24 protein-coding genes and 2 pseudogenes are annotated in these 23147 nt (G+C 42.8%); 16 read left to right on the plus strand and 10 right to left on the minus strand.

The window, feature by feature from the left end:
- Positions 1-82 precede the first annotated feature (82 nt).
- Positions 83-1258, plus strand: coding sequence for a serine hydrolase domain-containing protein (locus ACFO4O_RS06460; RefSeq protein ID WP_382406653.1), 1176 nt, complete (start codon positions 83-85; stop codon positions 1256-1258).
- A gap of 492 nt (positions 1259-1750) precedes the next feature.
- Here the strand turns inward: ACFO4O_RS06460 and ACFO4O_RS06465 are convergent, their stop codons facing one another.
- A complete protein-coding gene (locus ACFO4O_RS06465) occupies positions 1751-2254 on the minus strand; it encodes a hypothetical protein (protein WP_382406655.1) in 504 nt (167 codons plus the stop codon).
- An 86-nt stretch (positions 2255-2340) separates the two neighbouring features.
- On the opposite strand from ACFO4O_RS06465, the gene ACFO4O_RS06470 reads away from it, so the two are divergent.
- Together ACFO4O_RS06470 and ACFO4O_RS06475 are read left to right on the plus strand one after the other, a co-directional pair.
- The gene (locus ACFO4O_RS06470) at positions 2341-2547 is read left to right on the plus strand and encodes a hypothetical protein (protein ID WP_382406657.1); all 207 of its coding nucleotides are present in this window, start codon (positions 2341-2343) and stop codon (positions 2545-2547) included.
- A gap of 3 nt (positions 2548-2550) precedes the next feature.
- Positions 2551-2760: a hypothetical protein gene (locus ACFO4O_RS06475; protein ID WP_382406659.1), complete on the plus strand. Its 210-nt coding sequence runs from the start codon at positions 2551-2553 to the stop codon at positions 2758-2760.
- A gap of 365 nt (positions 2761-3125) precedes the next feature.
- On the opposite strand, the pseudogene ACFO4O_RS06480 reads toward ACFO4O_RS06475, so the two are convergent.
- Positions 3126-4323 (minus strand): annotated as a pseudogene (locus ACFO4O_RS06480) (IS3 family transposase).
- Positions 4324-4680: 357 nt separating this feature from the next.
- On the opposite strand from ACFO4O_RS06480, the gene ACFO4O_RS06485 reads away from it, so the two are divergent.
- From ACFO4O_RS06485 to ACFO4O_RS06500, 4 genes are all read left to right on the plus strand, one after another.
- Entirely contained in the window at positions 4681-4857 is a 177-nt protein-coding gene (locus tag ACFO4O_RS06485) for a hypothetical protein (RefSeq protein ID WP_382406661.1), read from the plus strand.
- 371 nt (positions 4858-5228) lie between these two features.
- Positions 5229-6188 (plus strand): ankyrin repeat domain-containing protein, encoded by a 960-nt coding sequence (locus tag ACFO4O_RS06490; RefSeq protein ID WP_382406663.1) that lies wholly within the window; start codon positions 5229-5231, stop codon positions 6186-6188.
- Positions 6189-6275: 87 nt separating this feature from the next.
- Complete coding sequence (locus tag ACFO4O_RS06495) at positions 6276-6584, plus strand: hypothetical protein (protein WP_382406665.1); 309 nt, start codon at positions 6276-6278, stop codon at positions 6582-6584.
- A gap of 120 nt (positions 6585-6704) precedes the next feature.
- Positions 6705-6956 carry a hypothetical protein gene (locus tag ACFO4O_RS06500; protein WP_382406667.1) on the plus strand — a complete coding sequence of 84 codons (252 nt, stop codon included), beginning with the start codon at positions 6705-6707 and terminating at the stop codon, positions 6954-6956.
- 324 nt (positions 6957-7280) lie between these two features.
- Here ACFO4O_RS06500 and ACFO4O_RS06505 read toward each other — a convergent pair whose 3' ends face one another.
- Complete coding sequence (locus tag ACFO4O_RS06505) at positions 7281-8231, minus strand: IS4 family transposase (RefSeq protein ID WP_382406669.1); 951 nt, start codon at positions 8229-8231, stop codon at positions 7281-7283.
- Positions 8224-8658 carry an IS4/Tn5 family transposase DNA-binding protein gene (locus tag ACFO4O_RS06510; protein ID WP_382406671.1) on the minus strand — a complete coding sequence of 145 codons (435 nt, stop codon included), beginning with the start codon at positions 8656-8658 and terminating at the stop codon, positions 8224-8226. The genes ACFO4O_RS06505 and ACFO4O_RS06510 overlap by 8 nt, the downstream gene beginning before the upstream one ends.
- A gap of 464 nt (positions 8659-9122) precedes the next feature.
- Between ACFO4O_RS06510 and ACFO4O_RS06515 the strand changes: the two genes are divergently transcribed.
- A complete protein-coding gene (locus ACFO4O_RS06515; RefSeq protein ID WP_382406673.1) occupies positions 9123-10643 on the plus strand; it encodes an ISNCY family transposase in 1521 nt (506 codons plus the stop codon).
- A 470-nt stretch (positions 10644-11113) separates the two neighbouring features.
- On the opposite strand, the pseudogene ACFO4O_RS06520 reads toward ACFO4O_RS06515, so the two are convergent.
- From ACFO4O_RS06520 to ACFO4O_RS06530, 3 genes and pseudogenes are all read right to left on the minus strand, one after another.
- Positions 11114-12267, minus strand: a pseudogene (locus tag ACFO4O_RS06520) (IS110 family RNA-guided transposase).
- 123 nt (positions 12268-12390) lie between these two features.
- The gene (locus ACFO4O_RS06525) at positions 12391-12681 is read right to left on the minus strand and encodes a type II toxin-antitoxin system RelE/ParE family toxin (protein WP_382406675.1); all 291 of its coding nucleotides are present in this window, start codon (positions 12679-12681) and stop codon (positions 12391-12393) included.
- Positions 12674-12895, minus strand: coding sequence for a TA system antitoxin ParD family protein (locus tag ACFO4O_RS06530; protein WP_382406677.1), 222 nt, complete (start codon positions 12893-12895; stop codon positions 12674-12676). Before ACFO4O_RS06530 ends, ACFO4O_RS06525 begins: the two co-directional genes overlap by 8 nt.
- Before the next feature lie 176 nt (positions 12896-13071).
- Here ACFO4O_RS06530 and ACFO4O_RS06535 point away from each other — a divergent pair, with 176 nt between their 5' ends.
- From ACFO4O_RS06535 to cydB, 4 genes are all read left to right on the plus strand, one after another.
- A complete protein-coding gene (locus ACFO4O_RS06535; protein ID WP_382406679.1) occupies positions 13072-13536 on the plus strand; it encodes a DUF2846 domain-containing protein in 465 nt (154 codons plus the stop codon).
- A gap of 351 nt (positions 13537-13887) precedes the next feature.
- Positions 13888-14445, plus strand: a complete 558-nt coding sequence (locus tag ACFO4O_RS06540) for a GbsR/MarR family transcriptional regulator (RefSeq protein ID WP_382406681.1) — start codon at positions 13888-13890, stop codon at positions 14443-14445.
- Positions 14446-14677: 232 nt separating this feature from the next.
- A complete protein-coding gene (locus ACFO4O_RS06545) occupies positions 14678-16099 on the plus strand; it encodes a cytochrome ubiquinol oxidase subunit I (RefSeq protein ID WP_382406683.1) in 1422 nt (473 codons plus the stop codon).
- A gap of 1 nt (position 16100) precedes the next feature.
- The gene (gene cydB, locus ACFO4O_RS06550) at positions 16101-17105 is read left to right on the plus strand and encodes a cytochrome d ubiquinol oxidase subunit II (protein ID WP_382406684.1); all 1005 of its coding nucleotides are present in this window, start codon (positions 16101-16103) and stop codon (positions 17103-17105) included.
- A 92-nt stretch (positions 17106-17197) separates the two neighbouring features.
- On the opposite strand, the gene ylqF is transcribed toward cydB, so the two are convergent.
- The gene (ylqF, locus tag ACFO4O_RS06555) at positions 17198-18199 is read right to left on the minus strand and encodes a ribosome biogenesis GTPase YlqF (RefSeq protein WP_382406686.1); all 1002 of its coding nucleotides are present in this window, start codon (positions 18197-18199) and stop codon (positions 17198-17200) included.
- A gap of 163 nt (positions 18200-18362) precedes the next feature.
- Here ylqF and glpQ point away from each other — a divergent pair, with 163 nt between their 5' ends.
- Positions 18363-19349, plus strand: a complete 987-nt coding sequence (gene glpQ / locus ACFO4O_RS06560; RefSeq protein ID WP_382406688.1) for a glycerophosphodiester phosphodiesterase — start codon at positions 18363-18365, stop codon at positions 19347-19349.
- Here glpQ and ACFO4O_RS06565 read toward each other — a convergent pair.
- Positions 19339-20166 carry a flagellar protein MotY gene (locus tag ACFO4O_RS06565; RefSeq protein ID WP_382408255.1) on the minus strand — a complete coding sequence of 276 codons (828 nt, stop codon included), beginning with the start codon at positions 20164-20166 and terminating at the stop codon, positions 19339-19341. The genes glpQ and ACFO4O_RS06565 overlap by 11 nt on opposite strands.
- A gap of 308 nt (positions 20167-20474) precedes the next feature.
- On the opposite strand from ACFO4O_RS06565, the gene rnt reads away from it, so the two are divergent.
- Together rnt and ACFO4O_RS06575 are read left to right on the plus strand one after the other, a co-directional pair.
- A complete protein-coding gene (gene rnt / locus ACFO4O_RS06570; protein ID WP_382406690.1) occupies positions 20475-21116 on the plus strand; it encodes a ribonuclease T in 642 nt (213 codons plus the stop codon).
- A 153-nt stretch (positions 21117-21269) separates the two neighbouring features.
- Positions 21270-21464 (plus strand): (2Fe-2S)-binding protein, encoded by a 195-nt coding sequence (locus ACFO4O_RS06575; protein ID WP_382406692.1) that lies wholly within the window; start codon positions 21270-21272, stop codon positions 21462-21464.
- A gap of 501 nt (positions 21465-21965) precedes the next feature.
- Here the strand turns inward: ACFO4O_RS06575 and ACFO4O_RS06580 are convergent.
- Positions 21966-22307 carry a Grx4 family monothiol glutaredoxin gene (locus ACFO4O_RS06580; protein ID WP_382406694.1) on the minus strand — a complete coding sequence of 114 codons (342 nt, stop codon included), beginning with the start codon at positions 22305-22307 and terminating at the stop codon, positions 21966-21968.
- A gap of 249 nt (positions 22308-22556) precedes the next feature.
- Between ACFO4O_RS06580 and ACFO4O_RS06585 the strand changes: the two genes are divergently transcribed.
- Positions 22557-23138, plus strand: coding sequence for a Fe-Mn family superoxide dismutase (locus ACFO4O_RS06585; RefSeq protein WP_382406696.1), 582 nt, complete (start codon positions 22557-22559; stop codon positions 23136-23138).
- Positions 23139-23147 lie beyond the last annotated feature (9 nt).

The raw sequence follows: 23147 nt of genomic DNA on the forward strand, positions 1-23147 counted from the left end.
TACACTGTGTGTAACACAGTATAAATACTATGTGCCAAACAGTATCCTTGTCAACATTAAATATTGACGAATCTCTGTGAACATGAAAAACAAAAATCCCCTCTTGCGACGTGATACCGCTCTGCTCATGCGTTTGCGCCTGCATACCTTTAGCTGCTTTTTTTTCGCGCTGGTCTTCGGCATTTTAGTTCCTTCGCTGGCCTATGCGCGTGTTTTGGACCCTAAAACTGTTGGTCCTTGGCCATTAGTGGCTCCCGAAAACCTCGGAATAAAGCCAGATAAATTAGCTCGCGCCCTTGATTATATTCAAAGCAATGCCGGTGATGACGGCATAAGCCAAACGCTTATATTGCATGGCAATAAAGCGGTGTTTGCAGGGTCGAGGGTGGATGTTGTGCACAATGTTTATTCGGTCACCAAAAGTTTTACCAGTACAGCACTCGCCCTGCTAATAGCAGAGAACAAAGCAACTTTAGACACTTTAATTTGTGATATTGATGCGCAATATTGTGATGCCTATCCCCAAGTGAGCTTGCGCCACCTTGCCACTATGACATCGGGTTACAACGCGAGCGGTGAAAATCGTTGGCAAGAAAACAGCGAAGACTGGTCGGTAACGCCTTTCGCTAGCGGCACACCATTATTCCCGCCCGGAACGGCCTTTGCTTATTGGGATGAAGCAATGATTGTGTTTGGCGATGTATTAACACAGCTAGCGCAACAGTCATTATATGACTACTTAAATGAAAAGCTCATGCAGCCTATGCAAATAACAAATTGGAAGTGGTGGCACGAAACAAATCGTCCGCATGGCTATACGATGAATTACGGCGCAGGCGGTATTGAGCTCTCGGCCATTGATTTGGCCAAGTACGGCTCACTGATGCTCAACGGCGGCAAATGGCAGCAAAATGGCGAAGCAAAACGACTCATTAGCAAGCAATGGGTGGAGGCAGCCAGTCGCAATCAAATTCCGCTGTCAATCAAAACAGCAGACACCGACCGTAAGAGTATCGACGGCGTGGGCTACTATGGTTTCAACTGGTGGGTGAATGGGGTAAATGCAAGCGGCCAAAGGCAGATGCCAAACGCGCCTAGCGACACGTATTACGCTCGAGGGTTTAATAACAACATGCTGTTTATTATCCCGCAGTGGAATATGGTGATTGTGAGAATGGGCATGGACGACGAAAAACGCATAGACAAAGTCGCCTTTTACAATGAATTTTTTGGGTTGCTACGAGAGGCCGTTGAATAATGCCGACGATTTGCATGTTTGGTTTTGAAATTGATATTAGAGTGCTGACGAAACGGTGCTTTTGCGATAAAGCGGACGTTTTACGCCTGTAAGTGAATTAATTTATGCAATGTCGCTAACCATAGCGGGTCGCATTGTTTGGAGAACTCAAATTGTGCATGTGCCGTGCGAAAAGTGATCGGTTTTTATGAATCTCGTTTTCTCAGGTTGAGCAGTATATTTATAAACGCAGAACTGCAAAAAACAATCAATATGAATATAACATCACCAACTATCGACAAAGTGCCAGCTTTACATTGCTTTGCTTTAATAGTGCACTCGATATAAATAAAGAGCTCAAAAGCAATGAGGGAACCAAGGCAGCAAAGCACTAATAAATAGCCTATCTCACCCCTTGTGTTAAAGAGGTATCGAACTACACCCACGATCGTAATAACAGAGATAATAATATAAACCCAGATGTCATACATATTGTGTAACCAACCAAAGTTGTCAACTAGTCAGTCTAATTCGTACCGATGAAGGTGATGCTTTTCGTGCGTCTGTTAAATTCTTTGATTTATAGTTCTGAAGTTCGAAAGGAAGATGACCTCGTAACAGCTCATCCTTTGCTTTGCTTACCTTGACCATTAATCGCTGCATAAATTGCAGTTCAACGCCATTTAGCGCTAAAGTTCCGACAGGGACTGATTTCACGTTTGACTTTTCGTACTCATATACTATCTTGCGGACTGAGTTATCGTCTAAAAATATCATGTAAACCTGCCCTTCACTTCTTGATAGGCATTCTGTTTCATTCTTACGCGACATACAGTGTATAAAATCTTGTAGGTTAACATTTTTATTTAGCTTTTCAGCTTGCAACAAATCTGATTTTTCAAAGTACATGTCGCTGAGTTCTTCTTGGCTGAATACGCCATATAGTTCACTTCGGTCAACCGCTATGCTTTGTTGAGAGTAGACTACTATTATCAGCATCAATAAAATAAAATTCATAGCTAATCTCCGTATCGTTTGAATATTACACGCTTTTGGGTTGCTCGAATAAACACTATCGATTGGTTAAAATATAAACAATCACATTGACCGTACTAAATGATTTTATAGAAAGCAAACATAACTTTTGCAGAGAAGTTAATCAGCAATGGCAGCAAAATGGCGAAGCAAAACCACTAATTAACAAGCAATGGGTGGAGGCAGCGAGTCGCAATCAAATTCCCCTGTCAATCAAAACAGCAGACACCGACCGTAAGAGTATCGACGGCGTGGGCTACTATGGTTTCAACTGATGGGTGAATGGGGTAAATGCAAGCGGCCAAAGGCAGATGCCAAATGCGCCTGGCGACACGTATTACGCTCGAGGGTTTAATAACAACATGCTGTTTATTATCCCGCAGTGGAATATGGTGATTGTGAGAATGGGCATGGACGACGAAAAACGCATAGACAAAGTCGCCTTTTACAATGAATTTTTTGGATTGCTAAGAGAGGCCGTTGAATAATGCCGACGATTTGCATGTTAGGTTTTGAAATTGATATTTCAGTGCTGACGAAACGGTGCTTTTGCGATAAAGCGGATGTTCAATGCCTTTAAGTGAATTAGTCTCTACTTAACATAAAATCGGCGGTGGAGCTTAAAAATGGTGAGCGTTTTCATAACTCGTCCTGTGAACTTATACTGCTTATTTACAGCAAAAAATTTCTCATACTCACGCAAATGACCAAAAGGGTCGTTCATCACCTTAGACCATTTTAAATATGCGCACAAAGGAATAGGCCTAGCAAAGAGTTAGGTAATTTGGTAAAAACCTAAATAGGATTAAAATAAAGCGATTGCTAGAAGAAAAATCCCCCACTAGTGTAGTGGTCAACTGTTTTTGGCCACCGGTTTATAGTAATTCCAGTACCTTTTCTCTGACTCATTTGGCGTCAGTCCACCATTGTATGAATGTGGCTTGATTTCGCTGTAGTAGCCAATGATGTAATCATTAATTCGACGTTTGGCTTCTTCAAAACTTTTGTAGCCTGTCGTCGGTATCCATTCTGTTTTTAAGCTTCTGAAAAAACGTTCCATTGGGCTGTTGTCCCAACAATTTCCTCGTCGACTCATGCTTTGCGTCAAGCGATATCGCCAGACAAGCTGTCTAAATTGGCGTCTTGTGTAGTGACACCCTTGGTCGCTATGAATCATAACGTCCATGGGCCTTCCTCTGCTTTCGAACGCCATTGTTAACGCCTGACATGTTAGGTTACTATCGGGTGAATGACTCATAGCCCAACCGATAGGTTTACGTGCAAACAAGTCAATGACAACCGCTAAATACGCCCATCGTTTACCTGTCCAGATAAAACTCACGTCGCCACACCACACCTGATTGGGTGCGGTAACAGCAAATTGCCTATCCAACGAATTAGGAATAGCTACGTGCTCTTGCGTCGCTTTCTTATAGCTGTGCTGCGGAAGCTGACAACTGACTAAATCCAGCTTCTTCATTAACTTTGTCGCTCGATATCGCGACAAGCTCACTGTGTGAGACTCATCATTCGTCACGATATCAGCAACTGTTCTTGCCCCAGCAGAGCCACCACTTAGGCGGTAAGCTTCTTTTACCAAACTGTGTAGCCTGGCGGCCTCTGGTGACAAGCGTTTATCACGCTGATGCCAATATTTATAGGTGCTGCGATGGACGTCCAATCTTCACACACCACTTTGACCGGATAATGGTCCTTATCGCTCTGACTCAGCTTCTCGATTAACGAGAGTGTTTCATGGAGTCCGACATCAACAGAGCGGTAGCCTTTTTTAATATGTCCTTTTCTAGCTCGGCGCGTTCCAGCTTCTTCTTCAGCTCTCTAATCTCAATCTGCTTTGGCGTCATTGGGGAATGTCTACCAGGATTCCCTTGGCGTTCTTGTCGAAGTTGTTTTACCCACAGTCCAACAGTAGAAAAGCCAACATTCATAGCTTCAGATGCTTCTTTTTGGGTGTATCCTTGATCGACGACCAACTGCGCGGTTTCTAATCTAAATTCGGGGCTGAATCTGCCTTTCTTTTTTTGGCTCATTGTTTCACCTAATCTTGCTATGCTTGAAGCATAACACTTAAAGTTAGATGGCCAAATTCAGTATGCCACTACAGATAGACTAAGCAGACACACTAAAAACTCATGCGATGAAGTGTCAGTAAAAAAGTTGACAAAGCTCTAATTAGGATGTTTACTTTGTAAGCAACGTACATGAATATTTACTAATTATGTTATGTAAAAGGAAGACTCTGATATGCTAGGAAAGTCAACAAGTCAACAATACTAAAAATTCTCCTAAAAATATGCTCTCTTACATCTTGTGGAGCTCTTTTTTTCTAATACCAAACCTTTCTCAAGCTGAATTACCTCCCTGCCCGCCTGAAGTTATAGAGTGCCATGAAACTCAAGGTAATGGGCCATCAAACGAGGATTCATTTCAGCCTGGCTCAGGTGGAGGTGGTGTCGGAGCACCTCCCGGTGGCGGCGGGGGTGGCGGCCAACCAGGCGGAGGTATTGGTCCGAGTGGTGGACAAAATCCGGCCCCGTCCGATCCCCCGCCAGAAGATGAAATAAGTGAGAAGGAAGAGTGCAAACTCGAATCAGGTAGGACGAGACTCAACTGTCGTACTGTGGCGCAAGGCGTTGCCAGTGCTACAGCTGCGGGATGCTTAGGCTTGATTGGCTTAACTCCTGCTACCGTTGCTGCTTGTGAGATAGCTAATCTTGCGCTGTTAGCAGTCGAGTTGGACATCTGCGATACAGAACATTCAGAGCGTTTGATTCTAGTGTGTAAAGTGTAACCGTAATTCATACCTAAACGGGACCGCCGGGATTGCTGCGGTAGAGAGTTTTTTTGGAAGCCGAAGACACTACGAAAGGCAAATTTCTATGCAAGGCTCACTGTTGTTAGAGCCTATATCTAATTAAGATTTGGAGTTTGACGCATGTCTAGCTTGACTAAATTAATTTTCACAATAGTTGCAATCTCTGTTGCGGCATTCGCCTACTATTACTTCAGCGTTCATAGTTCATCAAATAATGAGTCGCAAGGAGGGTTGCAGGCCGCTAAAAATGGTGAGCCAGATAATGTAGCTCCGCTGCCCATAGGTGATTCGAAAGTAAATAATCCAAATATCATAGTTCCATCTCAAAAAAGCACAAATACTAGAGATTCGCAGGTGGTCGAAGAAGATAACAGCGTTTATTCACTTATGAGCCCTGCCCAATTTTCGGAATTATCAAGTGATGAAAGGATGAAATATCTACAACGTGCAAAATCAGAATTAGCGAAAACACTCGGTTCAGAGGACTCAACTGCTAGTCGCTCAGCAAAAAATATCCAAGACCTTTTCAGTTCGTCAGTAAGTAATGATTGGGAAGCTTTTATGCATAGCGTTAATTATATGCATGAGAACGGGCATTTGAACAATTCTTTAGCACTGAGCCTAGCAATTCAACACAGCGCGCCCAACGAAACGATAACTTCTTTGTTAGAAATGGGAGCGCAATTTACCGGCGAACATATTGCGATATTAGCGTCCAAAAGCCAATGGAAAAAAATAGAAGAATATCAAAATTATGGGCTGGATATAACGATGACCGACTCCGAAGGTAGGAATGCACTGCATTATGCAATGCTTAATGCTAATGACGTCAGCACGTTCGATTTCCTGCTAAACCAGAATATTCCAGTGAACCTTGGCCAAAGTGACTTGTTAAGCGAAGCTATCAGTAAGGCTATCATTAACCCTAGAGCGATATATTTTGTCGAGCGGTTGATCAACTCTGGTGCAAATATAAAGAGCGAGCATACTAATGCGGTTAATGGTCTCGCTGTCAGTGATGCTGAGCTCTACGATAAATTCATGATGTATGCTCCTGAACTTATTAACAAAGATGGTTAAGCTTATCACTCTAGTTCTTTATTTTTTGATGCGCGGAATACTGTTAGTTTGCAGACGGTCCTGTCAGGCAATGTAATAGGAGAGAATATGATTGAAGACTATATTAAGTTGTTACAAATTGGTTTAATAGCAATCGGGTTTTTAGCGAGTGTTAGTCTAATATTAATAGCAAATATTTTTCTATTTAATCATCACAATATTAGCTATTACAAACTGAATAGAAACCAAAGGTTTAAGAGAGCGAGTCTTGTGGCCGTATTGCCTGTTTTTTTTATTCTTAGTGAACAAATTCCTGGGGTTGCAATTTTGATGTTGTCAATCCTAATTTGGTTTGTTTTTGTGCTAAAAGAACCGCAATATGGTTTCAAAATGTCTAACTCACGACAAAAAGATTGAGAGCATAGTATGCAATATTATTATTAACCGTGCTAGCTTTTCCAACAAGCAAGCAAAAACCAGAGCAGTGCTGCTTATTCAGCACTTTGGAAGTTCGCTTAATCTAAACTTTTCTTCCATATGCTGTTCCTCGAAGATGCGATTAGCGAAAATGCTTGGGGCGGAACTTCGCTCACTCGCGTCAAGGCACCCTCACATGTCGATATGGTTGCTCTCGTGCATACCATCAGTCAACGTATTGCTAGATATTTAGAGAACGTCGGCTTTGTTCAGCGCGATATGGAAAATAGCGAATTGAATTTACCGGTAGATGACGAGGATAGTCTACTGCAAATACAACCCTGCTGGGTGGGGCCTCTGTTAGCTAGCTAATTGCTCCGGACCCCAACGAGGGCAGAAAGTGTTTACCTTGCAGACTTTGCCAACCAAACCAAAGGGGTCAGAGTCTTTGAAGAAGCCAACCGTTGGATTATCCAAGAAGTCTGTCCCCTTGATATGGTCAACCAGATTGCTAGTAACGCCGATGTATAGTGTGGTATTTCAATCGTTGGTGATTATGTATACGAATGGTTGCTTTATGATTGAATTCCTTTTCAATCATAAATTAACAGTAGAGCAATTTTATCGTTCTGAAAAGTACTGTTGTTAAGTTTTCTAGGTGATTTGCGAGGTTCCCAATCGAGTTCTAGCTCTTGATCACATTTCCAGCTTGAGCAGCTCAACAGCTTCTAATAAGTTATCTAACTTGGCTGGGCCCTCGTGGAGAGTCTTCCATCCAACCCGTTCCGTCTGTTTACTGTCGTTCCATCCGACCAATTTACCCAGTGATTGATAAGCCCATTTAACGCTAGGAAGTTTGTCTTGCTCGGGTAATTTTTTGTAAATTGCTTTGTATACCATTGGCCACTGATTTGTGTTCAAACATAATGTGCAAGGTGCCGTTTCACCAAGTTTACTGTCGCCCATGTCTTTCAATTGCATCAACCTACAGGCGATAAAGGCCAGTATTACAGCCAGTTTTTCGAGGCTTTCGAACTGGTGCATTTTTAGTTTCTCGACGTTAGTCCCCTCACTTTCCCAGACTTTATGAAACAGCTCTACCTTCCACCTAGCTTCATAGAATGAAACGATTTTTCTGGCTTGCTCTGAGCAAGTCACTGGCTCAGTGGTGAGTAGCAGTAAGTGTAAACCTTTGTCTGAATCGCACTGACTTTCTTGGCATGATATGGCATAAATCGGTAGAGGCGGGTAAGTCGTTTGTTTACGCTCCGGTGCTAATACATTCACCTGAGCATATTGAATCGATAATTTAGCCTTTCTACTTTTTCGCCCTCCACGCTGTGGGATGTCTACCGTATATAGCCCCTCAACTTTTTGTGTGCCCATCTCATCAAACAAACGACCGCCATCTTGTGAGGGTCGGTTTGACTTGGTTCGCACAACAAACCGTTGATTGTTAATGCACTTGTAAGATAGATATTCAACTACGTCAGCTTCTCTATCGCAGGCACTAATACATTCGTTCATTTTATCGCCTAGGCGCTCACTCATCGCACGCGAGGCAAGCTCCCATTTGTAGCTTTCTTTATCATGATATGCTCGTTTACCATTGAACTTACTGTTACCAAAGCTCTTAGCGTCACACATCCATCGGCGCTGTTCTATTAACCCGATGGTGTGTTGGTGAGAACAGTAAAATGCTGTGGGCTTCAAAACCGGTGTATTTGGCGTTAAGTGAGTTTGAGGTATAGCCCAACTTATCCGGCAAATTTTCGCGGTTGTATGTAAGAGAAGTAGTATCTTCCAAGGCTAATATCTCACCATAATTTTGCGCCTGCGTCGCAGTCGCAGCGAAGCCACTTTCTGCGATTGGTTCAGCGGTGATGTGCTTGCTTCTTATCAAACGGTAGTTTCCTTCAACCACGGCATCGTCTTTACTTGACTGTACCACTGATTTACCGACATTTTTAGCAAGACCACACACCATTTTTATTAGTCTATTTGTTCTGCGACTATCTCCAAGCTCACTTGCATGAAAAGTAAATTCTGCCCACTGTTGAATATCTTTAATCATCAGAAATCCCAAGAAGTATCAATTCCGGGATCTGATCATACGAAAGCAATAAAGTTCATAATTGTGTAGAAGAGCTAGAATCGAGTTGGGAATGACGTTTCTTTGTGGTCGCTAGTAGTTAACTTTTGCATGTGACATTTTGAAACGTTCGCTTTCTTCTGCAATGCAAATAACTAAGAGGCTGATATATTGGCTTTTGGCACTAAACGCTCATTTGATAGAATCACGCTCGTACGGCCGCAATTGCCTTACAGGAGACTGTCGAGTCTGGTCGGACTCTCAATTTTAAATGGTCTAATTGAGTCTACGCTAATACATATCATGCCTGTTAACACCAAGCGACTTTGTCGTACTTTAATTACCAAGCGATTCTGTCGTAATCGCTAATTACCAAGGGAAACTGTCGGTCACTTTTTTACATGTCTGGTAATGTTCTTTTTTTGAATATTTGAGGCATGTTGAGGATGATCGTGATGGATTCTAAAGCTCAACTCACAGTTGATATTATTGCTAAAGTGGTCGAGGGCAGGATAACAATTGCCAACGCTGCTAAGTTACTCAGTAAGTCTCGCCGCTCCATTGAACGCTATGTGAAACGATATCAGCAAGTCGGTATTCAGTTTGTCGTGCATGGTAATAGCGGAAAATCCCCACCGAATAAAACACCTGTTTCAATTAAAAAAGCCGTGCAGGCCTTAATCAAAGAAAAATATTCTGATTTGAATTTGCTCCATCTTGCTGAAAAATTAGAGGTTGATGAGCACATTGTCGTGAAGCGAGAAACACTGCGTGGTTGGGCACATGACATTCATCATGTGAAGCGCGCTAAACGTCGACGTGGTGTCGCTCGTAAACGTAGAGAACGCATGTCAGCACCGGGCCTTATGATGCAAATGGATGGCAGCCCGCATCGCTGGTTTGGAAATAAAAAGCACTGCTTAATCGCCATGATTGATGATGCCACCAGTGAAGTGCATGCTGAGTTCTTTCCTTCTGAAACTACCGTGGGCTGCTTAAAAGTTATGCGTGATTGCATTGAAACGAAAGGTGTTTTTAAAACGCTATACGTGGACAGAGCCGGTATATTCGGTGGACCCAAACGTTGCAACTTCTCTCAAATGCAGCGGGCCTGTGATGAGCTAGGTATCGAAATTATCTTTGCTAATTCACCGCAGGGTAAAGGCCGCGTTGAACGCGCCTTCGACACCTTCCAAGACCGTTTAGTGCCTGAGCTTAGGCTAAATAATATCAACGATATTGCTGCCGCCAACGCCTATCTCAAACATGTGTTTATTCCGCAGTTCTGGCAATCGAAAGTCCAAGTTAAATCAAAACAAACACCTGAATTTACTCCGCTATCAAAACACATTAACCTTGATGATATCTGCGTGATCAAAGACCATCGCAAAATCCGCAATGATCACACCTTTAGTTATGGCAATAAGTTCTATTTGATTGATTCGCCACTTAAACATTCCATTGCGAATCAGAAAATCGAAATTAGAAACACCAGCAAAAAAGCCTTCACAGCCCACTTCGCGGGGAGAGAATTGGCTATCTCTGAAGTCAATGAGCCTAGCAAGTTGGCACGTGAAGATGTAGAGATCCAAAAGAAATTAGAGGTGCTCGCCTTGGTCGAGAAGCTCGGCAACGTCGCTAAAGCATCGCGACAAAGTGGCGTGTCACGGGACACTATCTACCGTCATTTAAAGTTAGTTGCGCAAGGCGGACCTGATGCCTTAAAACGCCAAGAGACGCCTAACATACGGCATAAAAACTGTGTGGATATGGAAATTGAGAAGGCGGTTATCCATTTCTCAATTGAGAATCCTCATCTCGGTCAACAACGAGTTGCGTTGAAAATGACGGAGGCGCTAGGCATCGATGTGAGCGCAGGCGGCGTGCGTAGTATGTGGCTCAGGAACAATCTTAATACAACAGCGTTAAGAGTTGAAAAATCCCAAGCAGAACAAAAAACCGCATAAAACATAGCCAGTTTAGCAACTGGCTGATATGCTTGTTACGACAAAGTCGCTCGGTAATTAGACCGACATAATCCCTTGGTAATCACACTAATACATATCATTCCATAATCCGGTCACTCGTTAACCGGGTGTTGGTATGACTCCCTCTGTCAACTAAAACGTGCCAATCCCTGACCTCATTTCAATCCATGTTTAGTTTGTATTTTTGCTTCTCAATAAATTGAGTTAACACATCGGGTGAAGCGGTAATTTCGTCGATTTACATGGCGGAGCGCCGCAGCGGAGGATATTCGTAGATTATTCATTTTTCAATCAACAGAGCTGACCTTACTTATTCCGCGCTTGGCACCTTCTCTTCACTCTATGCTCGTGGATCAATTATGATTTACACAATTGCCATCCTAACACCCTCTTAGGTTGTGCCCCTTTCCGCGGCTTGACCCAATGCACTAACTCAAAACTGGTTTTTATCATGCAGGCACTCTAGCTATCTGCAACTTGGGATTAACAGGTGCGAGCAGGACTTCTTTTGTAATCGCCCAAATGTAAGCTACCATTTCTCTGGCGATAGCAGCCACAACGGTATTTCTATGTTTACCACGCTGTATCAACCATTGATATCGTCGACACAAACGGACTTGGGCTTTCCAAGCAATGTCAATAATCTGCTTGGGTAAACCTTCTTGTCGCTGCTGCATTTCTTTTGAGATATTGGCGCTAAAACGGTAAGTATGAGCGCCCTCGACGATTAAGCGTCTCGCGCGTCCCTTACCACACTTAGTGATACTGCCTAAGCGTTGCTTCCCTCCGCTGGAGTGTTCAGAAGGGACAAACCCTAAATAACTCATCAGTTTACGCGGATGGTCAAAGCGGGTGAGGTCGCCTAGCTCGGCAACCACACCAACCGCAATGGTCAATCGGATACCTCTCATCGCCTGTAATGCCTTTACCACAGGGTAGTATCGCCATTGCCTGACATGGTGTGTTAATTCATTTTCAATACGTTCGTGGCGTTTTACTCGCTCTTCAATAGTATGTATATATTCTTGCAAGACAAATTGTTGAGAAGGATGGGGCAAGACTAATTCAGCTAACCAGCGTAGGTGTTTTGCTGACCAGTTATCGGTGCCTGGATAGCGAATATTATTACGAAGCAAAATAGCTTTGAGTTGGTCTTTTGCATCTTTTAGGTCTTTCATAGCGACTTATCGTGCACGTGATAAATCACGAATAGCTTCATCTTCTGATTCAGGCACATAGATAGGTGTTAGGTCTTCAGATTTTAATAGCTTTGCTAATTTAATCGCATCACGCTTATCAGTTTTAACGCGCTCACCAGCTTTTTTAGGGATAAGGGAGGGCGCGACTACATAACAGCAATGATCAAGGCTGGTAATAAGTCTGTAGATCCAATAACCGCAAGGACCAGCCTCATAAACGAATGTAAGGTTGCGTTAGGGTATTTCGATTCAAACTGACGAACAAGCTTCTTTAGACTCATTTTGGTTGACTTGATCCGTCCTAAATGGACTACTTCAGCTCCGCGTTGCTTCTTGCAGTATGCTACTTCGTAAAACTCTTTGTGGGCATCCAATCCAATAAAAACTATGTTATGTTTGCTCATGCTAGTCACCTATTTGTTTTAGTCATTTAACAAACTAATTATGGCTCTGGCTGATTGCTAACCCAAGAAAAAATAGGTTGGCTAGCACTTTCAGAGGGAGTCATTATGTTTATGCGCAAAGATTCAGAAGATTTTTTTCACATCGCGATAAAAATTTTCATGCGATCCAAGCGCGAACAGCTCTAGCACCACAGTTCCATTTTCATGGCTATATTCGAGCACTGTCAGTTGCTTGACCATTTTAAACTTGTGCACGCGTAGAAACGACAAATCTCCCCTCTTCTGCTCTCCAAGTAAGGGATCTTCCATGATTGCTTTTACTGCTTTGTCTAAATCGAATTTTTGATTTTTGTGCAGTTTTTTAACTGCTTTTTTAAAATTTTGCGTTTGTAAAACGGTAATAATTTTAGCCAAAGCTGTATGGCTCCAACTTACCCGCTTCTTTCTCAGCTTTAGAGATGATTGCTTGTTTCACAAATTCATAGGGTAGGTCTGGGTTATCTTCCATCATTTCACCGATCTTAGCCCAATGTTCAATCTGCTTTGGTGTTGTGCGATTTAATGCTTTCCCCATGATAGTGGCTTTTTCTACCAATTCTTGATCTAGCCTTATGCTTGCAGTTGCCATAACAAAACTCCAACAAATTATTGTGCAATGTAGCAAGATGCATCAGATGTAGCAATTTGCGCATAGCAAAACGTTGCTCAGAGATTATCAGCTCATGTAATACTACTTGCACTCGCAAGAGCCACGTCATAATCTGATAACTCGTTAAATTGGCGCTAGTTTTTCTAGGGAATGATATGAATTATTCAAAGTTTTTAATTGTTTTACTTTCGTTTATCTTAAGTGCCTGCGCAGCGAGAGGACAGCCGTTTCAAAACTTAGTCGAGCCTGCAGCTGGTAATGCCGTTATTTATCTGATGCGTGATAGTAGTTTTGTAGGCGGTGCTTATTGCCCGAATGTCGAAGTGAATGAAGAAAAAGTAGGTTGTTTAAAACAACAAGGGTTTATTCGAATAGAGGTTCCAGCCGGTAATCACAAAGTATGTTTTTGCAAAGGCATTACTGAAATCGGTGATGATGTGATTTTAGCCCTAGACCTTTCTGAGAACGAAGTAAGATTTTTTGAATGGATACCAGAAGTTGGTGAAATGGCATTTGTGGGCTCGAATGTCTATGCTACTGGAGGGAAAATGGAATCGATAATTCAGCATAACCGAAGTGAGGCGTTATCAAAACTGTCGAACTATAAAAGGTCAAATTAACTCTAGAGCAGAAGCTACCAAGTCAATCAATTGGCAGCGCTGGCATGCTGCTGCGCGTCACCCACTATTGAAGCGTTAACTGCCTATCAAACCTATTACACTCGCTGCAGTCACGCCATAACGCTCATAAAGCGTTATTGGAGCCTTAAATTCAGGCAAACTTCCACGTCACCTAAAATATCAATACCCTTCGAGTAACTTGAAAATCACAGGCTATTGCCTGGCACATAAAGTTAAATCTCAAACGAATTGTTGACCTAGATCAATATCTGATATAAACTTTCAATAATTTCTGAATGTTTAGAATGTTCAATATTAATAAATGCGCATTTCATCATAGGGTAAGCTGATATGAACAGAAAAATGACTCCCATGCTAGAGAGCTTTGTTTATCACTTTGGTGAAATGGGTAGCCGATGGGGTTTTAACCGCACCGTCGGGCAAATTTATGCGCTCTTGGTGTTAAAAGAATATCCCCTTTGTGCCAATGAAATTGCTGAAACCCTTGGTATATCAAGAGGTAATGTGTCGATGGGGCTGAAAGAGCTTAATTCTTGGCAACTCGTCGGCACTGTTCATAAACCCGGAGATCGCAAAGACTATTACCATACTAAGGGCTCCATTTGGGACATGGCAAACAAAGTGTTTGAAGAGCGCCGCAAGCGCGAAATCGACCCAACTATGAGTTTGTTACGCGATAGCCTGATGGACTCTCCGGGTAATAAAGAGGAAGAGTACGCACAAGCTCGTATCCAAGAAATACACGATCTGCTTGAGAACATTACGAAGTGGACACAGAGTTTGCAGTCTTTAAGTCCTGAACAATTGAATGGATTAATGAAGCTAGGTGCCGGCGTGAGTAAGGTTATTGATTTAAAGCAGAAGATTGGTGGTAAAAAGGCTAACTAGACGTCTTTCCGGCGAAGGCCGGAATCTCCGGAAACATCCACCAGATTTTCGACTGCTCGAGAATGACGAGAAAATAAATACGACAATAACGAGGCAACGCGTTTTGATGAAAAAGCATTTCACACAAATGCATTTTGATGAAAACTCCCTTGTTAACAACAATAAAAATAGCGAAAGCATAACACCTGAGTTTGACCGGTTTTTAAATTAGTAATTATGGTCGAGGTAAATTATGTTGGATGTACTTATGCTATCAAGGTTGCAATTTGCAGCGAATATTAGCTTTCATATTCTCTTTCCTACCATCACTATTGCTTTGGGATGGCTGCTGTTTTATTTCAAAGTACGCTACGACATATCAAAACATCCGGTATGGATGCGTGCCTATCGCTTTTGGGTAAAGGTATTTGCGCTTACATTTGCCTTAGGCGTGGTGAGCGGTATTACCATGTCGTTTCAATTTGGCACTAATTGGCCCGGCTTTATGGAAAGTGTGGGCAACATAGCAGGCCCGCTACTCGCCTATGAAGTGCTTACCGCCTTCTTTTTAGAAGCTACTATGCTTGGCATTATGCTATTTGGCTTTACCCGAGTACCCGGCTGGATGCATACCACCGCCACTTTTTTAGTTGCCTTTGGCACGACTATGTCGGCCTTTTGGATTTTAGTGCTTAACTCTTGGATGCAAACACCTGCAGGTTACGAGCTTATCGATGGTGTAGTGCACGCTAACGATTGGTCTGCGATTATCTTTAATCCCTCTTTCCCGTATCGCTTTACGCATATGCTGATGGCCTCTGCCTTGACCGTTTGCTTTTTAGTTGCGGGGATTTCTGCCTACCGTATTTACCGCGGCGACAATAAAAAAGCGCCTAAAGTCACCTTAAAAACGGCTTTGTTTAGCGCGGCTTTATTAGCACCTACTCAGGCATTTATTGGTGACTTGCATGGCTTAAACACACTAAAGCAACAACCACAAAAAGTAGCAGCAATGGAAGGTTTGTGGGAAACATCAGAATCTGTTCCTCTCATCCTGTTTGCTATTCCCGATGAAGAGACTAAAAGTAATAAGTATGAAATTAGCATTCCTTACTTAGCTTCGCTTATTTTAACGCATGATCCTAAGGGCGAACTCAAAGGCATTAATGAATTTGAAGGTGCCCACCCGCCCGTTGCACCGGTATTTTATAGCTTTAGAGTGATGGTTGGCCTAGGCATGCTGATGATTGTTGTGGCTTGGTGGTGCAGTATTTCACTTAAACGCAAAAACAAGCTAAGTAAACTTCAGCTTAGAGTACTGATGGGCATGACCTTTTCAGGTTGGATAGCCACCCTAGCTGGATGGTATGTGACTGAAATTGGGCGCCAGCCATATTTAGTCAGCGGCGTGCTTAAAACCGCCGATGCGGTAACGACCATTGCTAGCGAAAACGTTATGTTTACATTCGTGATGTACTTGAGCGTGTATATCGTGCTGTTAATCGCCTATATCAAAACCATATTTTTGCTCGCGCGTAAGTCAGTATTGGTTGAAGAGTACGACTTACAAGTGCCAGGTTTGCCTGATACCAAAGCATGCGCCGATTCAAACAGCGATGCAAATATAAGAAACCAGCAAAAAGCACACATCAACAAACAACAAGAGGCTTATTAACATGCACTATTTAGACGCCAACACCCTAGCCTTTATCTTCGCTGGCCTAACTTGTTTTTCACTTTTGCTCTACGCCATTTTAGACGGTTACGACTTAGGCATTGGCATTTGCTTACCTATGCATAACCTACAATGGCGAGATAAATCGATTGCCGCAATCGGCCCGTTTTGGGACGCAAACGAGACATGGCTAGTACTCTCAATTGGCTTATTGCTAGTGGCGTTTCCCGCCGCACACAGCGCGATTTTGTACCAATTGTACATACCCACATCTGTTTTACTCATTGGTTTAATTTTAAGAGGCGTTGCCTTTGACTTTAGAGCCAAAGTAAAACAAAAAAGACAACGATATTGGGACTATGTATTTAAAACAGGCTCGCTTATTTCAACCTTCAGTCAGGGCTTTATGTTGGGTTTATACATAATGGGTTTAGAGTACACATTAGCGAGCGTCACATTCGCCATATTCTCTGGCGTGTGCGTAAGCGCAGCCTATGCCCTAATTGGCAATTGCTTTTTAATCATGAAAACAAGCGGCGATTTGCAATTGTATGCCATCAAACAAGCTAAAAAATATGGCGTGTTTACCTTTGGCGGGATTTTGGCAGTTTGCTTGATTAACCCCTTAGTCAACCCGAGCGTGCAACAGATTTGGATAGACTCACCATGGGCGATTTTGTACGCAGCCATACCGCTTGTTTGCTTCAGTATGCTTGTCATAGGCTATCAAGTGCTTAAACGGCTGCCTTTAGCTGGCGATGCGGGTAATTGGCTACCGTTCTTAATTACTATTGTTGTCTTTGTATCTTGTTTTGCTGGTTTGGTGGTGAGCTTTTACCCCTACGTAGTGCCGGGGCAGCTCACGATGTTCGAAGCCGCAAGCTCACCAGAAAGTCTAAGAATAATATTGATTGGTGCGATTATCGTTATACCAATTATCTTTTTATACACTGCGTTTACCTATTATGCGTTCAGAGGTAAGGCAGAAGACCTGCGATATTATTAAGGGCAATTAGTTAAAAGCCTGACGTTAAGAGCCATAAGTTGGGAGCATAAAGTTAAGATGCACATCGAACACGCATCGCAAAAACATTAAATCTAACGCTTCTTTTTCATGCGCTGACTTTGTTCAGCGCGTTTTTGTTCGCGCACTTCCTTACGGTCTTTTTTATCGGGGGTGAGTGAGCCGTCTTTGAATTTTTGTTTTCGCTTTTGTTTATCTGCTATTTTTTTCGCGGCTAATTCGGCCATTTCAATTTTTTCTTGTATTAACATTTCAGGGGATTCAAGGGTGATGCGACCCAATTTACCACTTCTTAATTCATTAATTAACACCTCACAAATTTTATGCAAATTTACCCTGCCGCCCGCCATCAAAGCCCCGCGTTTAGCTGCGGCAAGCTCCAAAAAAGCCAATTCAGTATCCGGTAGGCTGTCTAATTTAAAGCGGTCTTTCATCAAATCAGGATATGCTTTAATCAAAAAATCAGCCGTAAAAAAACCCACATCATCATATTCCATCGCCGTGTCTTTTACCGCGCCAGATGCAGCAAGCCGATAGCCGGTGTTAGGGTTTTCTAATTTAGGCCAAAGCACGCCTGGGGTATCGAGTAATACAATACCGCTCCCCAAATTGATTCGCTGCTGATTTTTGGTTACCGCTGGCTCATTACCAGTTTTCGCGATAGTCCGCTGTGCCAGTATATTTATTAAGGTAGACTTTCCCACATTGGGTATGCCAATAATCATGGCGTTGATTGAGCGAATAGACGCATCTTTTTGGGCACAGGTTGCCCGTATCATATCGATGATTTGTTTGGTCTTTGCTGGGTTGTCGGTAGAATTGGTAAAGGTTTTTACGCCAGCATCTTTTTCAAGATGAGTCTGCCATTTTTCGGTCATCTCCGGGTCAGCTAAATCGCTCTTGTTTAAGATTTTCAAACACGGCTTATCACCACGCAACTTCGCAATTTCCGGATTTTCGCTAGAATAAGGAATACGAGCATCGAGCACTTCAATCAGCACATCTACTTGCGATAAGCTTTGTTTTATTTCGAGCAATGCTTTGTGCATATGCCCCGGGAACCAATGGACTGCCAATGTTTTTCCTTAAAATTCGAATCAGGCACAAAACGCACCTTTATTTCGACAGTATAAATCAATCGTCACATAATCAACACATTCACTTAGTATCATGTAATGAGCCATTCGTTATTGATTTATGCTAGCGCATCTTAGTTACCTATAGAGTTAGGGAGTTTTTGTGAAATTGTTTATATCTACATGTTTTTTGCTCGTCTTGCTGTCGTTTTCTGGCGTTGCAAAGGCCATCGACATTATTGCGCATCGCGGTGCGTCAGGTTTCTTACCCGAGCATACTAAAGAGGCGCTAGTGTTGAGTTTTATGCAAGGCGCTGACTATATCGAGCAAGATTTGGTCGCGACCAAAGACAAGCAGTTAATAGTACTGCACGACATTCATCTTGAGACGGTGACCAATGTGGAGCAAATGTTTCCGTCACGCGCGCGAGACGACGGGCGTTTTTATGCGATTGACTTTAGTTTGAACGAGCTAAGAACGCTGAGTATTCACGAGCGTGAACATACCGATAATACCCTCGTATACCCAAATCGCTACAACGGAAAAGCACATTTTACCGTAGCGACTTTTCAAGAACATGTTGAAGTCATCAGGCAACTCAACCGCGCCTTTGGCAAAAATGTAGGGGTATATCCTGAGATAAAAGCGCCGAGCTGGCATACATCGCAAGGCATCGACATTACCGCGCTATTCATGCAAGCGCTAAACGACCTCGACCTTAATAGCGCCAGTGCTAATATTTATGTGCAGAGCTTTGAGCCTGAAGCACTTAAACGCATCCGGTTTGAATATAAAAGCAAGGTTAAACTGGTGCAATTAATTGCTGAAAACGATTGGAATGAGTCTAATACCGACTACGATTTGCTTAAAACCGTCCAAGGTCTTGATAAAGTAGCGCAATACGCCAACGGCATTGGCCCGTGGATACCGCATCTGATAGATGAAAAAACCAATACGCCCACTGACTTAATCAAAAACGCGCAAACACTAGGGTTGGTGGTGCATCCTTATACGTACAGAGCTGACCTTTATAGCGACAAGGAAGAGGCAATACGCGCGTTTAAACGGCTTAAAGCGCTAGGCATCAACGGGCTGTTTACCGATCAGGTAATGCCTTATATGCACAACAAAAACTCGCCTAGCCCTTAGACAAACGCACCACTACCCTACGGTTTTTTGCTCTATCTAAGCGAGTATCATTTGGCGACACATGTCGTTTTTCACCATGACCGGTTATTTCAATTCTGTCAGTATCAACGCCCAGTGCGGTAAAATAGTTTTTTACTTCATTGGCGCGGCGAATTGAGAGTTGCTCATTGTTCCAAGAGCCGCCATAACTATCGGTATAACCGTCGAGTAACACAAGCTCTAAGTCGAGGTCTTCTTTAAGATACTCACCAATCATATCGAGACGTCGTTGTGAGTACTTGGTAAGGTCGGCGCTGTTTTTCTTGTATGCGAGCACAGTGTACTCAATGTCTTCAAAACTATAGGGTAACAAGTTTGAAATGCAGCGACTAAAATCATAATACGAGGCTTGGAACTGACCGGCATTTAAGGATACCGCCACCGCGTCATTGGGATTAAGCCAATCTTGGTAGTGAATAGTGGGCCAAAAACCCTTTTCAAGCTCTGTAAGCATTTGCCATGCAGAATCAGAGGGTAAATCGCCGTCGTATTGTTTACGCAAGTCCATGCGGCCTATCTGTCGTTTACTGACGCCAGGCATCCAGCTCGGTGGCATTGAATACACAACAGCAGAATCGTAGCGACCGGGCAATCGCAGCATATCTAGGTAAAATTCCATATTAAGCTGTTTAGAAGCTTCTGTGATAAACGACGCTGTACCATAACCGGGAATTTGATGACTCAACTCACACTTCAAACGCGTCTGCGATGACAAACTCCACTCAGATGATTCTACATCTACCTTGTAGTGGCGCATATTCGCTGCTGCGTTTGGCATCCACAGAAGTGATACAAACAGTGCTATTAAAACAGCAATTACCGGGCTAACACGCAAGGCTCTCATGGCTACTTGCTTTTTTATTCCCGGTACGGGTGCGTCGGTTTGCTGCATTTTGTTGGCCTAAATTGTCAGTGTTCTATGTTGTGATTATCGGCTTATGTGGCGAAAGGTTTAGCAACCAAGATGGAAGTTCGGCATACTAATGACTATAAACAATAGCGGCAGAAATATAAGCACGCCGTAAGACATTAAATTATGAAGCCGCTATGTTGCAGGCCTCTCTCATCGCTTTTATTAAGGAACACATGAGCCAAACAGTTTCAACGCTAGCAGAACGTTTTCGCGGTTACTTTCCGGTAGTTATCGACCTAGAAACCGCTGGATTTAATGCCAATACCGATGCCATTTTAGAAATTGCTGCCATTACTTTGCGGATGAACGCCGAAGGAGAGTTTGAGCAACATACTATTTTTCATGAACATGTTGCGCCGTTTGAAGGCGCTAATATCGAAAAGGCCGCCATTGAGTTTAACGGGATAGACCCCTTTTGCGCCCTGCGCGGAGCAAAAACAGAAGAAGAAGTTTTTAAAGACCTGTGTAAAACGGTTCGAAAAGCGCAAAAAGAGGCAGATTGCCAGAGAAGCGTCATCGTTGCGCATAATGCAACATTCGATCAAAGTTTTGTAAACGCTGCACTTGCACGCACAAACATTAAACGCAGTCCTTTCCATCCCTTTGTTTCGTTTGATACTACGTCGTTAGCCGCGCTGTGCTTAGGACAAACAGTGCTGGTAAAAGCATGCGAAGCTGCCAACATCGAATTTCAACAGTCGCAAGCCCATAGCGCTCTGTACGACACACAAAAAACTGCAGAGTTATTTTGTTTTATGCTTAATCGCTACCGGCAGCTTGGTGGCTGGCCCTTGAGTAAAGACGAAGATAATTAAGCTCATATCTGAATAAGGTTAATCAATAGTAATATCAATTACTTAGCCTTATTTTGAGGCCATTGATCAATAAATATGCATAAACTCACTTGCCTTTAATCTAAATAACAACTATTATCATTTGCAGTGTTATTAAGATGATTGAGGAGAGTTATGTTTGTATGTATGTGCTACGGCATAACCGATAAGCAAATTGAGCGAGCGGTACGCGAAGACAGCGTCGGCAATATCCGAGATTTGAAAAAGCAGCTAGGCGTAGGCTCACAGTGCGGAGCATGTGTCGATATGGCTGTATCAATTATTGATCAAACTATTATTGACGATAGTTTATTCAAAGACGTGGGTTGATATAGTTTATTCAAGAACATCAACCCAACCCTAAAACCACTTAAATGCATCAACAAGAACACTAACTTCAATTTCACGAATAAGCTTGAGACATATTCTACGCAGCTACCTTCGTAACTACCCTTCATAAAAACGCTCAAAATAACCCCTCAAAATTCCCCCTCAACATTACTCTTCAAATTTACCGTTCACAAATAACTTTAAATATCGCTTCTGAAATACTTTAAGACGGCTTAGGTGTCTTTTACATTTGGTTCTTTTACTTTTGCGTTTTGGGTATTTTACTTTTGGGGATTTCACTTATGGGTCATGTGCGTGTATAGCTTAGAAGGCCAATAACTTGTGCTGTTAAACCTAAAATTTTAATACTTAAATAAAAAAACGTCGAGATTTGAGCAAGCTCTAAATCTCGACGTTTCTGTGTATTACTTTGCGACTGGCGCTCTCTAAGATATCCGTTAGGCGCTATCGTTCTGCGCTATCAGTCTACGGAAAAGAACGCTATGCGTCCGCCGCGGGCGTATCTGAACTGCCTGCCGCCTCTTTGATCAGCGTTTGCAGCTCGCCTTGTTGAAACATTTCCAAAATAATGTCGCAACCACCAATCAACTCACCTTTTACCCACAACTGCGGAAAAGTCGGCCAATCAGCATATTTTGGCAGCTCAGCACGAATATCAGGATTTTGTAGTATGTCTACGTAGGCAAATTGTTCCCCGCATGACATAAGCGCCTGAGTGGCTTGCGCTGAAAAGCCGCAGCTCGGAAGTTTAGGCGAACCTTTCATATATAAAAGGATGGGATTTTCGCTTATTTGTTCTTTGATTTTATCAATAGTTTCCATAGTACAACCGTTTTCAATGAGACTGGCTAAAGGGTATGGGTGAATGCGCCCAATATCAAGCGCTGTCTAGCCTTATTTTATTCAATGAATATAAATAAGTGTGATCTTGTTTGCCTTAATTTACGAAATAAAGAAGCACACTGATCAAGTTATTTAAGTTTTTACGGCCAAAGGGTTTAAAACCTAGCGTTTGACCTTAGATATAGCTCATGCAGGCAATACATACTCATAACACAATGGAGACTACACATGGCTTTTGAATTACCCGCTCTTCCGTATGAAAAAAACGCGCTCGAGCCGCATATTTCTGCAGAAACATTAGATTTTCACTACGGCAAGCATCACGCAACGTACGTAACTAAGCTTAACGGTTTAATTGAGGGCACTGACCTTGCCGAAAAGTCTTTAGAAGAAATCGTAAAAAACAGTGACGGTGGCGTGTTTAACAACGCTGCTCAAATTTGGAATCACACCTTTTATTGGCACAGCTTAAGCCCTAATGGCGGTGGCGAACCAACGGGTGCGCTTGCAGATGCAATCAACGCTAAGTGGGGTTCGTTTGCAGACTTCAAGTCGGCCTTTAACGATAAAGCCGTAAACAACTTTGGCTCAAGCTGGACTTGGTTAGTAAAAACAGCCGACGGCAGCTTAGATATTGTGAATACTAGCAACGCTGGTACGCCAATTACCGAAGACGGTGTAACGCCTCTACTAACGGTTGATTTGTGGGAACACGCTTACTACATAGACTATCGTAACGTTCGTCCAAACTATTTAGAAGGTTTCTGGGCTTTAGCTAACTGGGATTTTGCTTCAAGCAACTTTGCCTAAGTGCTAGCT

This window comes from Glaciecola siphonariae (assembly GCF_042652645.1).
Classification (GTDB): domain Bacteria; phylum Pseudomonadota; class Gammaproteobacteria; order Enterobacterales; family Alteromonadaceae; genus Glaciecola; species Glaciecola siphonariae.